Raw genomic sequence first — 13,514 nt, 5'->3', positions numbered from 1 at the left:
GCGCCCGCCAAATGATCGCCTTGATGGACGGATAATCCGTTTTTCAAAAAACCAACGCTTACATCCTCCAAAAACAAACGCCCCGAACCAGTCGGGGCGTTTGTTTTTGGATCGCAGGAATGCGTTTTCACACACTCTGCTAGCGCCGGTTTTTTTATGCCAGCAATTTGGCCAGGTAAAAAACTGCGCAACAAGCTGCACAATTCTCGGACAATTGAGTAGCATTGCCGGGCAGGCTGACACCAGGCTGCAATATCTAGGCTTTATTCTCGCAGCTGAGCAGGGCAAGCAAACCCACACTGGCTAGCGCACGAGAACTGATTAAAAAGGAGCGACACCGCAATGGAACTTGCACGAGCCGAACAACGCGAATTTACCGCCATGCGCGCCCATATCGAGCAGCTGCTGGCCAAAGGCTGGGCCATCACCAGCCGCTTTCCCCTGACCCTTGAGCGCCAGGGGCGAAAATCGGTGGTGCGCTGCGGCGTGCTGATCAGCAGCCAATAGCTGCAGAGCTCAAGAACCAACCCGCACCAAAAAGGCCCTGATAAAAATATCAAGGCCTTTTTTGTGGCCGTCAATTAACGGTTATTCAGTTGCTGCTGCAGGTTTTGCACCTGGCTTTGCAAGGTGCTCACATTACGCGTGACCTGACCGCGAAAGGCGTCAAATTCGGCCGTGTTGTTTTGTGGCTGACGGTTATCCAGCTCGCTGCGCAGCACCAGTAAATCCTGCTCTAGGCGTGCAATGGCCGGATTGGGATTGCCTTGTTTCTTCAAGTCATCAAGATCAGCCGCCAGGCTTTTGAGCCGGGCATCTAGCTTGCCTTGCTCGGCCATGGCAGCCTTTAAACTTGCCTGTTCGGCACCCAAGCCTTTGAGCTTGCCGTCCAGCTGGGTAGCGCCATCGGCCTGCAGCTTTAAATCACCGCTCAACTGCTCCAGACGCTTGCCTTGACTGCCTTGCTGGGTGCTGACGTTTTGTTGTTGCTTGCTCAGTTCTGTCAGTTTGCTTTCAAGTTGCTTGACCCGCAGTTTCAGCGCCTGGTTTTCACCGGTGACATTCGACTCGGTCGCCACCACCTTGCCGGAAATATCCTGCAAGCGGCCGGCGGCATCTTCACTGATCCGCGCGAAGCTCTCTTGGGTGGCCACCAATTGCTGCTCCATCAGCGATATCTGCTGAAAGCTCCACCAACCCAAGCCGCCCAAGGCAATTAACGCGGCGCCCAGCAAGGCCCACAACGGTCCAGTGCTCGCCGCCTTGGGCGCCTGGGCGGTCACCGGCGAATGACCGATGGCAGATTCCGCCCCGACGCTGGTTGCCCCTTGGGCGAAGTTGTCACTGTTGCGGGTGCCGCTGGAAAGGCTCGGCATTTGATCAAGTTCGTCGAGTGCATCGTTACGCATGGGGAACCTACAAAAGACCAAGCTAAAAAGTGCGCCGAGTATAACCCGACGCCGATAAGGCTTCAGCGTTGCGCCAGGGAGATGCACGGCGCACCGACGAAGGGCGGCCATCAAAGCCTGCGGGCTTGCCAGTCCTGACAAAACTCATCCAGCGCGGTCCAGACGCTCACTTGTGGGTCGTAATCCAGATACTGGCGGGCGCGGTTGATGTCCAGGGAAAAGTCCTTGGCCATGACCGCCACGCCCAGACGAAACAACGTCGGCTCAGGCCGCCCCGGCAGCAGTTTGCACACCGTCTCATTCAGGGTCGCCGCCGCGTATGCCAAGGCATAGGGCAGATGCCGAGTGACTGGCGGTAAATCGAGTTGGCGCAGCACATAGTTGACCACATCCCACAGCGGCACGGGCGCGCCATTGCTGATGTTGTAGACCTTGCCCAAGGCCGGGCCTGCCGCCAGCAAGCCACTGAACAAGGCGTCATTGAGGTTTTGCATGCTGGTGAAATCGACCTTATTCAGGCCATTGCCGATGATCGACAACCGCCCCTTACGCTGCAGTTTGATCAGCCTCGGGAAGATGCTGGTGTCGCCGGCGCCGGTGACAAAGCGCGGGCGAAACGCCAAAACTTCCAGCCCAAATTCGGTGGCGCCAAAAACCTTTTGTTCGGCCAAATACTTGGTCGCGCCGTAATGATCGGAGAAGCGCTTGGGCACTTGCTCCTCTTTGATACCGACATGGGCCTGGCCGTCGAAATAGATGGATGGCGAAGACAAATGCAGCAAGCGCCGCACCTGCTGCTTCAGACAGCCCTCAACGATGTTCTCGGTAACCGTCACGTTGGCTTGGTAGAACGACTGATAACTGCCCCAAACACCCACAGCACCCGCGCAATGCACCACCGCATCGACGCCCTGACAGAGCCGCTGCACCAGCTCGGCATCGGCCAAATCGCCCTGGATAAACTCGGCGCCGCGCGCAACCAAATGCTCCACGGCCTCGGCGCGGCGGCCATTGATGCGCACCTGCAAACCTTGCTCCAAAGCAAAGCGGGCAAAGCGCCCACCAATAAAACCGCTCGCCCCTGTTACCAGAATCCTCATATCCACCCTCTCACGCAAATCCGCTCTCTTCGTCAGCGCACTCTAGCAGCGCTAAAGCCGTGGCGCGCTAACCCTACAGGCCAAAACAGCGACCTTCAGGCCCGTAGACGAAAGATCCAACAGTGTTTATTAATGCGCACGGATATTGCAGGATATTTTACATAGCACCCCAACTGTAACCCTTCTACCCCGGAGTTGACCGCATGCCGCTGCGCCTAAAGCTAGCCCTAAGCTACCTGTTGATTGGCTTAATCCCAGTGCTGGGCATGGCTTTTACGGTCTATCAGCAAGCCGGCGCGGCCTTGCGCGAACAAAGCCTGAATGCCCTCGAGGCCGTGGCTAATATCAAACAGCAGCAATTGCTGGATAACTGGCAGCAACGGCGCAACCAGATCAGCACCCTGGCCAGCAACCTCAGCAACACTTATCAAGGCTTGGATGCCAACGCGCTGCTCAGTAGCGCTAATTACGACCGGCCGATTTTTGAAAACTTCATCACCACCTTCGGCTATCGCGACCTAAAACTGGTACTGCCCGACAGCACCGTGATGTTTAGCCTGCAGCGCGGCAGCGACTACCAGCACAAGCTCAGCGACAGCGCGCTGCAAGGCACGCCGCTGGCCCAACTGGTCAAGCAAAGCCGCGACAACCGCCAGTTGGTGATCAGCGACCTGCTCTATAACGAGCTCAGCAAGGAGCCGACCCAATACCTGGCGGCACCGATCATGGCTGACGGCGAGCTGATCATGACCTTGGTGCTGGAGCTACCGATTGCCCCCCTCAATACCGTGATGCAAACCCGCCAAGGCCTGGGCGACAAGGGCGAGACCTATCTGGTCGGCAGCGACAGCCGTCTGCGCTCCGACTCGGTGCGTTTCCCCGAGCGCCAAGTCGCACGCGACCTGCAAGCGTCAGAAAGCCTGCAAGCCAGCGCCATCAGCGGCGCCCTGAACGGCCAACAAGGGCGGATTAGCGAGGCTGGCCTGGATGGCAACCTGGCCCTCAAGGTGTTTTTACCCCTGGAGTTTGATGGCAATCATTGGGCCCTGATCGCCGAGATGGATCAGGACCAAGCCTTTGCTCCGGTACGGCGTTTAATGTGGCAAATGTTGCTGCTCGGACTGTTAACCGTGGCGGCCGTGATCGCCGCCACCTGGCTAGTCAGTCGCAGCGTGATGCGCCCGCTGGGTGGCGAACCGAGCAATATGACCGCCCTCGCCCGCCGCCTGGCCGCTGGCGAACTAAATCTACCCAGCGTCAACGGCCAGCAATTTGGTCTGATGCACGCCTTGCATGAGATGGCCCAGGCCTGGCGCGAAGTGATCGAACGCCTGCGCCAATCCAGCCAAGACGTCGACCAGGCCAGCGGCGAAATTTTGCAGGCTGCCAGCCAAACCAGTGAGCGTCTGGACCTACAGCAGGAGGCGCTGGAGATGGTGGTCAGCGCCGTGGAACAGATGGCCTGCACCGTACAGGAAATTGCCCGCAACGCCGGCGACAGCGCCCACAGCAGCGAAGCGGCGCGCAACGCCTTCGGCTTGATGCAAGGCACCCTGCAACAGATGATCGGCCAACAAGGTCGGCTGTTAAGCGACATCAGCAAGGCCGGTAACGTGGTCGACACCCTGGCCAAAGACGCCCTGCAAATCGGCTCGGTGCTGGCGGTTATTCGCGGCATCGCCGACCAGACCAACTTGTTGGCACTCAACGCCGCCATTGAAGCCGCCCGCGCCGGCGAGCAAGGCCGCGGTTTTGCCGTGGTCGCCGATGAGGTGCGCAACCTGGCCCAGCGCACCAGCAGCGCCACCGAAGAGATAGTCGGCATTACCAATGCCCTGCACGGCTCCTCCAGCGAAGCGCTGAAAACCATGCAGGCCTCCGCCGAACAGGCCCACGCCCTGGAGCGCGAAACCCAGGTGGTGCTGGGGTCCCTGAGCCAGCTGAATGATTCGCTGCAAAGCGTGCAGGCCTTTGCCGTGCAAATTTCCACCGCCGCTGTCGAGCAAGCCGGCGTCACCCAAGAGGTCAACCAACATATGCATCGCCTGCACGACATGACCCGCGACAACCGCCAAACCGCCGCCCACACCCGCGACAGCGGCCAACACCTGCAACAGGTCGCCAACAGCCAGCAGGCGTTGGTGCAGCGCTTTAGCCTGTGAAGCCCTTAAGTAGGCTATGTACCCGCTCTAGCGATGAATCGTAGGGTGGATTAGGCGCATGACCACGGGCTATCTGCCGCGACGGAGTCAGCTGCGCCGTAACCCACCAGAGGAGGCCGGCCGATCACCGCTTGGTGGGTTACGTGGCGCACACTCTCTGCAGTTGATTTTAAAACCCGGCTCCGCGCCACTAACCCACCCTACCCCAGTGGCACCAGCCATTGACCGCTGGCACGCTGTAAATGGGCGGTCAGCTCGCCCAGCAGCTCGCCGCCATTACGCCAGTGGTGCCAGTACAGCGGCACATCCAGCGAGCGGCCGGGCAACAGCTCAACCAGCTGACCGCTGGCCAACTGGCTGTGCACCTGCAACTCAGGCACCAAACCCCAACCCAGACCGCCCGCAGTGAGCTGCACAAAGCCCTCGGAGGATGGGCACAGGTGGTGAATAAAGCCGCCGGCCACGCCCAAAGCCTGCAGATAGCGATGCTGCAATTGGTCATCCGGACCAAAGACTATCGCTGGCACCCGCGCCAAACCCGCCGCCGTTACTCCAGCCGCAAAGTGCCGGGCAATAAAGGCCGGGCTGGCCAGAGCCCGATAGCGCATGGCCCCCAGCAACTGACTGCGCGCGCCGGCCACCGGTCGCTCGGCGGCGCACACGCAGGCCGCCACATCGCCGCCACGCATGCGTTTTAGGCCCACTTCCTGATCTTCCACCACCAGCTCCAGCAATACCTGATGGCTGGCGCAAAATGGCCCGACGGCCGCCGCCCACCAGGTTGCCAAGCTGTCGGCATTCAGGGCAATGCGCAGGCGCTGAACAGTGCCACCCTCATCCAGCGCCGGCACTTGGCCGTGCAAGTCCCGCTCGAGTAAACGCACCTGCTGCACATGGTTAAGCAAGCGCCGGCCGATCTCAGTCGGTGCCGGCGGCGTGCCGCGCACCAATACCGGCTGCCCCACCCGCGCCTCCAGCAGCTTGATCCGCTGCGAGACCGCCGATTGCGACAGGCCCAGTAACTGCGCCGCCCGCTCAAACCCAGCCTGCTCTACCACCGCCGCCAAGGCGGCGAGCAGTTTGTAATCGAACATTATTAATTTCCCTAATGGGTAATCAGCATGATTTGTTTCTCTTATACATCTTGACCGCGCAGGCTGACCAGCATCGAGCCGCAATAGAGCGCTCACGTGAACGTTACAAAATCCACCCCACTCAGGAAGCGCCCAACATGTGGCACAGCTATTTCAACGGAATCTTGGTCGCCATCGGTCTGATCATGGCCATCGGTGCACAAAACGCCTTTGTGCTGGCGCAAAGCCTGCGCCGCGAACATCACCTGAGCGTCGCCGCCCTTTGCGTGCTCTGCGATGCGCTGCTGGTCACCCTGGGAGTCTTTGGCCTAGCCACACTCTTGACCCAAAGCCCGCTGTTGCTGGGTCTGGCCCGTTGGGGCGGGGCGGCGTTTTTACTGGTTTACGGCAGCCAGGCGCTGCTGCGCGCCCTGCGTCCGCAAGCGCTCAATCAGGCTGAACAAAGTGGCCCACGCTCGCGCCGTGCGGTGTTGCTCAGCGCCCTGGCGGTAACGCTACTGAATCCCCACGTGTACCTGGACACCGTCTTGCTGATCGGCTCCCTCGGCGCCCAGCAAGCGGCGCCCGGTGCCTATGCCTTGGGCGCGGCCAGTGCATCCTTGGTGTGGTTCTTCACCCTGGCCCTCGGCGCCGCCTGGCTGGCCCCATGGCTGGCGCGCCCGGCCACCTGGCGCCTGCTGGATCTGGCCGTGGCGGCGATGATGTTCAGCGTCGCCGGTCAGTTAGTGCTGGCCGGCTAAGCCCAACTCCAGCTTGGGCAAGGCTCTGGCTAGGCTTCTCCACACAGTTGTTGCGTGGTTAGCGCTAGGTTCGAGTGCTATCATCGCCCGTTCGCGGCGCCCTGAGCCATAAGCTTGGCGTCGCCGGCCGGCCCGTGAACCGGTTGCGCGCGTGCAGCGCACACACAGACCTGATGCCTGACCTAATAAACAACGGAGATAAACCATGGCTTTCGAATTGCCGCCACTGCCCTACGAGAAAAACGCCCTCGAGCCGCACCTGTCTGCCGAGACCCTGGAGTTCCACCACGATAAGCACCACAACACTTACGTGGTTAACCTGAACAACCTGGTGCCAGGCACCGAGTTCGAAGGCAAAACGCTCGAAGAAATCATCAAGACGTCCGCCGGCGGCATCTTCAATAACGCTGCGCAAATCTGGAACCACACCTTCTACTGGAACTGCCTGGCGCCAAACGCCGGCGGCCAACCGACCGGCGCTCTGGCCGACGCTATCAACGCAGCCTTCGGCTCGTTCGACAAGTTCAAAGAAGAGTTCAGCAAAACTTCCATCGGCACCTTCGGCTCCGGCTGGGGCTGGCTGGTGAAGAAAGCTGACGGCTCCCTGGCGCTGGCCAGCACCATCGGCGCAGGCTGCCCGCTGACCAGCGGCGACACCCCGCTGCTGACCTGCGACGTATGGGAACACGCCTACTACATCGACTACCGCAACATGCGTCCTAAGTATGTAGAAGCGTTCTGGAACCTGGTTAACTGGGACTTCGTAGCGAAAAACTTCGCCGCCTAAGCCCTTGGCCGCTACCTCTCGGTAGCGCGCTAAAACAAAAAAGCCCGCATCAGTGATGCGGGCTTTTTTGTGGGTGATGACCCGTCCTGAATAAGGTTGACACGGCCAATGGTGGGTTACGCCTAAGCCGCCTTGGCCGGTTTAACCCGGAACCAGGCGGCGTACAGCGCCGGCAAGAACAGCAGGGTCAAGGCCGTAGCCACCACCAGGCCGCCCATGATTGCCACCGCCATCGGCCCGAAGAACACGCTGCGCGACAGCGGGATCATCGCCAGTACCGAGGCCAGCGCGGTCAACACTATCGGCCGGAAGCGCCGCACTGTGGCGCCGACAATGGCGTCCCATTGATCGATGCCGGCCGCGATGTCCTGCTCGATCTGATCGACCAAAATCACCGAGTTACGCATGATCATTCCCGACAAGGCGATGGTGCCGAGCATGGCGACGAAGCCAAAGGGCTGCTGGAACACGATCAAGAACAGGGTGACGCCGATCAGCCCCAAGGGCGCGGTGAGAAATACCATGGCCGACAGCGAGAAGCTTTTCAGCTGCAGCATCAGCAAAGTCAGCACCACCAGGATAAACAGCGGCACCCCGGCGTTGACCGAACCCTGGCCCTTGGCCGCATCTTCGACAGTACCGGCAACGGTGAGCTCATAGCCCGACTGCAGTTCATTTATGATCGGCTGCAAGGTTGGCATGATCTGCTTAACCAAGGTGGACGGCTGCTCCTGACCATAGATGTCGGCGCGTACGGTGACGGTTGGCAGGCGATTGCGGTGCCAGATGATGCCTTCTTCGAAACCATATTCCAGGGTCGCCACTTGCGACAAAGCCACGCTCTTGCCGCTATCGGTGGGGATTGCCAGGCTTGGCAGCTGCGACAACTGCTGACGGTCATCGGTGCTGCCGCGCTGCAAAATCTCGATCAGCTCATTGCCCTCGCGATACTGACTGACACTGGAGCCGGACAAGGCGCTTTGCAGAAACCGCGACAGATCCGAGGTATTCACCCCCAGGGCCCGCGCACGATCCTGATCGACCAACAGGCGGATAACCTTGCTCGGCTCCTCCCAGTCCAGATGCACATTCACCACATGGGGGTTTTCGCGCACCTTGTCGGCCACTTGCCGGGCCAGCGCACGCACCACCTCAATATGCTCGCCCGAGAGCCGGAACTGGATCGGATAGCCAACCGGCGGGCCGTTCTCCAGGCGCGAAACCCGTGAGCGCAAGGTCGGGAACTCGTTGTTAAGCAGCTCGATCAGCCACACCCGCAGCTCTTCGCGGTCTTCAACCGATTTAGCCAGCAGCACGAACTGGGCAAAACTGGCCGACGGCAGCTCTTGGTTGAGCGACAAAAAGAACCGTGGCGAACCAGAGCCGACATAGGCCACGTAGTTAACAATGCCTTCGCGCTCTTTGAGAATCGCCTCCAGGCGTTTGACCTGCTCATTGGTGGCGGTCAAGGACGCACCTTCGTTGAGCTTCATATCAATCAACAATTCTGGGCGCCCCGAGGCCGGAAAGAACTGCTGCGGCACGAAACGGAACATCACTATGGAGGCGACAAACAATCCGACGGTCAGCAGTATCACACTCTTGCGCCGGCGCACGCACCAGTCCACGGTGCGCCGCACCCGCTGATAGAACGGCGTCGCGTAGGGGTCATAGCCTTTATCGCTGCCGCCATGCTTGGCCGCATGCAACTTGGCCAGATCAGGTAACAAGCGTTCGCCCAAGTAGGGCACAAATATCACCGCGGCAATCCACGAGGCCAGCAGGGCGATGGTCACCACCTGGAAGATCGAGCGGGTGTATTCGCCGGTGCTGGAGTTGGCCGTGGCTATGGGCAAAAAGCCAGCGGCGGTGATCAGGGTGCCGGTCAGCATCGGAAACGCGGTGCTGGTCCAGGCATAACTGGCGGCGGTCAGGCGGTCGAAGCCCTGCTCCATTTTGATCGCCATCATCTCAACCGCAATGATGGCGTCATCCACCAACAGGCCGAGGGCCAACACCAGGGCGCCGAGGGAGATCTTGTGCAGGCCTATGCCAAAAAACTGCATGCTGGCAAAGGTCATGGCCAGCACCAGCGGAATCGACAACGCCACCACCAAACCGGTGCGAAAGCCAAGCGAGAAGAAACTCACCAGCATCACAATGATCAGCGCCTCGACCAGCACCTGGACGAACTCGCCAACCCCGGCCCGCACGGCGGCCGGTTGATCTGACACCTTGCTCATTTGCATACCGGCCGGCAGGGTTTCCTGCAGCCGGGCAAACTCTTTCTCCAGCGCGGTGCCGAGTATCAGTATGTCACCACCGGACTTCATCGATACGGCAATGCCGAGCGCCTCCTCGCCCATAAAGCGCATGCTCGGCGCGGCCGGATCATTGAAGCCGCGATGCACCTCGGCGACATCGCCAATGCGGAAGGTTCGATCACCCACTTGAATGGGGAAATCACGGATCTCTTTGACGCTTTGAAAGCTGCCCGACACGCGCAACCGCACTCGATCAGTGGGGGTTTCAAAGAAGCCGGCGGAGCTTAAAGCGTTTTGTTTATCCAGCGCTTGCTGCACGGCCACCAGCGGCACCCCAAGGGTCGCCAGTTTGACGTTGGACAGTTCGATCCAGATTTTTTCATCCTGCAGGCCCAGCAGCTCGACCTTGCCGACGTCCTTGACCCGTTGTAGCTGCAACTGTACGCGGTCGGCGTAGTCTTTCAGTACCGCATAATCGAAACCATTGCCGGTCAAGGCGTAGACGTTACCGAAGGTGGTGCCGAACTCATCGTTAAAGAACGGTCCCTGAATGCCTTGGGGTAAATACTGGCGAATGTCGTTGGTTTTCTTGCGGATCTGATACCAGAGCCCTTCCATCTCCGTGGAGCGCATGCCTTCGCGGGCCAGGAAAGTGACCTGCGACTCACCGGGCCGCGAGAACGAGATGATCTTGTCGAAATCACCGGTCTCCATCAGCTTCTTTTCGATGCGTTCGGTGACTTGCTTGGAGACTTCTTCAGCCGTCGCCCCCGGCCACTTGGTATTGATCACCATGGCCCGGAAGGTAAAGGGCGGGTCTTCGCTCTGTCCCAGTTTGGTGTAGGAAAAGGCGCCGACCAGGGCCAGCAACAACATGAAATAACGCACGATCTGGCGATTTCGCAGCGCCCAAGCGGAAAGATTAAAACCCATCGCCAGTTACTCCTTCGCCGCCAGGTCAACCGCGCGATTATCGCGATCAACCGGACGCACCACCTGCCCCTCGCGCAGCACTTGCACGCCGGCAGCCACCACCCAGTCGTCGGCCTTGAGGCCAGACAGCACCGGCACATTGGTTTCGGCAAAGGCGCCAATGGTTACCGGGGTGCGCTGCAACTTGGAAGTCCCGCGCTCAACCACCCACACATAAGGCGAGCCACTCTCCGCCGTTAGCGCCGAGAGTGGCACGGCCAGCGGCACTTCGCCGTCGACCCGAATAAATACCCGCGCGCTTTGGCCGAGCTCCGCCGGCACCTTACCTTCGGTAAAGGCCACTCGGGCGGCAAAGGTTCGTGACTGCGGATCGGCCGCCGGCGCCAGTTCGCGGATGCGCCCCGGGAAGCGCTGATTAGCCTGCGACCACAGCTCAACCTCAACCACTTGGCCGACTTTGATCCGCTCAAAAGTCTGCTCCGGTAAGCTGATCAGCACTTCGCGCTCGCCATCGGCGGCCAGGGTAAACACCGTCTGCCCGGCGGCAACCACCTGCCCGGCTTCCAGCAAGCGCTTGGCAATCACGCCATTTTGGCTGGCGCGCAACACCGCATAACCGGCTTGGTTATTGGCCACGTTGTATTCGGCCTTGACCTGTTGCAAGCGCGCCTGGCCTGAGTGATAGAGGTTTTCGGCGTTGTCGTATTGCGAGCGGCTGACCAGCTGGCGGGCCATCAGGGTTTTGTAGCGATCCCGCTCGGCCCGCACCAACTGCAGATTGGCCTCGGCGGCGCTGACCTGAGCGCGCGCCGCATCTAACTGTAAACGCACATCTTGTGGGTCAAGCTCGGCCAGTGGCTGCCCGATTTTTACCCGCGCACCGACATCCACCAAACGCTTAAGTACCTTACCGCCAATGCGAAACGCCAGCTCTGACTCCAGCCGCGCCCGCACCTCACCTGGATAGGTGTCCATTAACTCACCCGCCGGCAGCGGATGCACCACCAAGGCGGGACGCGCCTGCGACTGCACGGTTTCAGGGTTGCCACAGGCAACCAGCAGACTGATCAGGCTTAGCGGCAAAGCAACAGACAAGGCATGACGAAACATGGCGGGAGACCTTTCGCGAGGAACGCTTGGTTTTTTATACTGAGAATTTTTATACTGGCGAGTATAGTAAAAATACAAAACTCATCAGTCCAGTATTAAAAAGTAAAAAATGTTAAACCAACTGTTACCGCCCAACGGCCCCGGCCGGCCCAAAGATCCAGCCAAACGCGTCGCCATTCTGGAGGCGGCGCAGACGCTGTTTTTGCGTAACGGTTATGACGGCAGCAGTATGGATGCAATTGCCGCCGAGGCCGGCGTCTCCAAGCTGACGGTGTACAGTCATTTCACCGATAAAGAGACGCTGTTCTCCTTTGCCGTGCAGTCCAAGTGCCAGAAACAGGTGCCTGAGATGTTGTTTGAGCTGGCTGACGGCGTGCCGATTGAGGGCGTATTGCTCAATATCGGCCGCAGCTTTCATCAGCTGATCAACAGTGACGAGTCGATTGAACTGCACCGCGTGCTGATTACCCGTGGTGCCCAGGACGCAAAGCTTTCGCAAATGTTTTTTGACGCCGGCCCCCAGCGTCTGATGAATGAGATGGAGCAGCTGCTGAGCAAGGCCAACGCCGCCGGCCTGCTCAAAATTGCCAAACCGCTGAATGCCGCCGACCAGTTCTTCTGCCTGATCAAAGGCGGCTGCAACTTTCGCCTGCTGATCGGCTGCGCGGCGCCACAGACCGACAGCGAAATAGACACCCATGTGCGCGATGCCGTGGAACTGTTTATTCGCGCTTATCGGCCTTAAGCCAATCAACCCAAGCCGTCAGCCCTTGAGCGCTTTCTTCGGATAGATGTCATAGCGGCTGGACTTGCCCTCCAGCGCATAGCTGGGCTTTGGCCCCTCGATGCACGGCGCTTTACGCGCACGCTTAACCACCACTCGATGACTGGCCAGCGCTAACGCTGCGGCCAACAAGGCCGGAGCATCTTGATCGGCGCCTACCAAGGGGCGAAACAGGCGCATCTCTTTTTTCACCAGCGCGGTTTTGTCGCGATGGGGAAACATCGGGTCCAGGTAGATTACTTGCGGTGGCTCACCGACCCAGGCAGCCATCAACTCGATGGCGTTGCCTTGCAACAGGCGCATCTGCGCCACAATCGGAGCGACCTCGCTATCGCCCCTGGCCCGCGCCAGGCCATCTTCAAGCAAGGCGGCAATCAACGGCTGGCGCTCGATCAGAGTCATCTGGCAGCCCAGACTGGCCAGCACAAAGGCATCGCGCCCCAATCCTGCGGTGGCGTCCAGCACCTGCGGACGCACGCCCGGTTGTACCCCGACCGCCTTGGCGATCATCTGCCCGCTGCCGCCACCAAATAACCGCCGATGAGCCACCGCCCCTTCGACAAAGTCGACCCGCACCGCACCCGGTGCGTGCGGGCCAAGCTCGACAAACTGCAAACCGGCCGCGCCCAACTGCAAGGCAAACTCTGCCTCGGGATCGACCGCCAACCCCAGCCGTTCGGCCCACAGCGCCAGGGCCGGCAGGTAGCTTGGCTCAAGCGCAGCAAGGGTAATTGTGGCGCTAAGCCGCTCGTCACTCATCAACTTTAATGCTCAAAAAATGCTCAGGTGCGCCGCGAATCGGCCGATAACTCATTAGGGTCTGTTCCCGTTTCATCGCAAGCCGCGTTGCCGCGAGAAATGCCCCCCGGTTAGGCGCAGGACGCAGGTAATGGTTATTCCCTTGCCAAATCCTGCAACAACAGCGGGGGACATTTCCCGCGCAACCCGAAGGGCCGGGCCTGTTTTTGCGCGAGGCGGCGTTTCTCGTCGCTCATTTGGAACAACCAAATCGCGCTCCTCGTGCCTTGCCTCGCGCAAAAACAGGCTCCGGCGCGGCCGCGAATGAAACGGGAACAGACCCTAAGGGCAGCATTCTGCCAGAACTGCGTTTTCACTACCGCATTGAGTTGG

The 13,514-nt window shown here is 59.9% G+C and carries 10 protein-coding genes and 2 pseudogenes; 6 read left to right on the top strand and 6 right to left on the bottom strand.

From position 1 onward, the window contains the following. On the top strand, window positions 1-307 hold a 307-nt coding region (locus tag Q8R10_RS18955), incomplete at its 5' end, for a hypothetical protein (RefSeq protein WP_305655509.1). A 35-nt stretch (window positions 308-342) separates the two neighbouring features. Next, window positions 343-507 carry a hypothetical protein gene (locus Q8R10_RS18950; protein WP_305655508.1) on the top strand — a complete coding sequence of 55 codons (165 nt, stop codon included), beginning with the start codon at window positions 343-345 and terminating at the stop codon, window positions 505-507. 74 nt (window positions 508-581) lie between these two features. On the opposite strand, the gene Q8R10_RS18945 is transcribed toward Q8R10_RS18950, so the two are convergent. Together Q8R10_RS18945 and Q8R10_RS18940 are read right to left on the bottom strand one after the other, a co-directional pair. Next, a complete protein-coding gene (locus Q8R10_RS18945) occupies window positions 582-1,409 on the bottom strand; it encodes an ATPase (protein ID WP_305655507.1) in 828 nt (275 codons plus the stop codon). Between the two features lie 110 nt (window positions 1,410-1,519). Further along, window positions 1,520-2,509: an NAD(P)-dependent oxidoreductase gene (locus tag Q8R10_RS18940; protein WP_305655506.1), complete on the bottom strand. Its 990-nt coding sequence runs from the start codon at window positions 2,507-2,509 to the stop codon at window positions 1,520-1,522. Between the two features lie 1,640 nt (window positions 2,510-4,149). On the opposite strand from Q8R10_RS18940, the pseudogene Q8R10_RS20965 reads away from it, so the two are divergent. Further along, window positions 4,150-4,671 (top strand): annotated as a pseudogene (locus Q8R10_RS20965) (methyl-accepting chemotaxis protein); the annotation flags it as partial. 200 nt (window positions 4,672-4,871) lie between these two features. Here Q8R10_RS20965 and Q8R10_RS18930 read toward each other — a convergent pair. Beyond that, on the bottom strand, window positions 4,872-5,765 hold the full coding sequence (locus Q8R10_RS18930; RefSeq protein ID WP_305655504.1) for a LysR family transcriptional regulator ArgP: 894 nt from the start codon (window positions 5,763-5,765) through the stop codon (window positions 4,872-4,874). Between the two features lie 137 nt (window positions 5,766-5,902). On the opposite strand from Q8R10_RS18930, the gene Q8R10_RS18925 reads away from it, so the two are divergent. Both Q8R10_RS18925 and Q8R10_RS18920 read left to right on the top strand, forming a co-directional pair. Then, window positions 5,903-6,505, top strand: coding sequence for a LysE/ArgO family amino acid transporter (locus Q8R10_RS18925; RefSeq protein WP_305655503.1), 603 nt, complete (start codon window positions 5,903-5,905; stop codon window positions 6,503-6,505). Window positions 6,506-6,710: 205 nt separating this feature from the next. Continuing rightward, entirely contained in the window at window positions 6,711-7,292 is a 582-nt protein-coding gene (locus Q8R10_RS18920) for a superoxide dismutase (protein WP_305655502.1), read from the top strand. Window positions 7,293-7,414: 122 nt separating this feature from the next. Here the strand turns inward: Q8R10_RS18920 and Q8R10_RS18915 are convergent, their stop codons facing one another. Together Q8R10_RS18915 and Q8R10_RS18910 are read right to left on the bottom strand one after the other, a co-directional pair. Continuing rightward, on the bottom strand, window positions 7,415-10,489 hold the full coding sequence (locus Q8R10_RS18915; RefSeq protein ID WP_305655501.1) for an efflux RND transporter permease subunit: 3,075 nt from the start codon (window positions 10,487-10,489) through the stop codon (window positions 7,415-7,417). A 6-nt stretch (window positions 10,490-10,495) separates the two neighbouring features. Further along, on the bottom strand, window positions 10,496-11,599 hold the full coding sequence (locus tag Q8R10_RS18910) for an efflux RND transporter periplasmic adaptor subunit (RefSeq protein WP_305655500.1): 1,104 nt from the start codon (window positions 11,597-11,599) through the stop codon (window positions 10,496-10,498). A gap of 109 nt (window positions 11,600-11,708) precedes the next feature. On the opposite strand from Q8R10_RS18910, the gene Q8R10_RS18905 reads away from it, so the two are divergent. Then, window positions 11,709-12,344, top strand: a complete 636-nt coding sequence (locus Q8R10_RS18905; protein WP_305655499.1) for a TetR/AcrR family transcriptional regulator — start codon at window positions 11,709-11,711, stop codon at window positions 12,342-12,344. Window positions 12,345-12,362: 18 nt separating this feature from the next. On the opposite strand, the pseudogene Q8R10_RS18900 reads toward Q8R10_RS18905, so the two are convergent. After that, window positions 12,363-13,138, bottom strand: a pseudogene (locus Q8R10_RS18900) (class I SAM-dependent methyltransferase). Window positions 13,139-13,514: the final 376 nt, after the last annotated feature.

Origin of the sequence: Pseudomonas sp. (genome assembly GCF_030698175.1) — a bacterium.
GTDB lineage: Bacteria > Pseudomonadota > Gammaproteobacteria > Pseudomonadales > Pseudomonadaceae > Aquipseudomonas.
The sequence above is the reverse complement of the archived record's forward strand: the minus strand, read 5'-3'. Positions and strand labels throughout refer to the sequence as shown.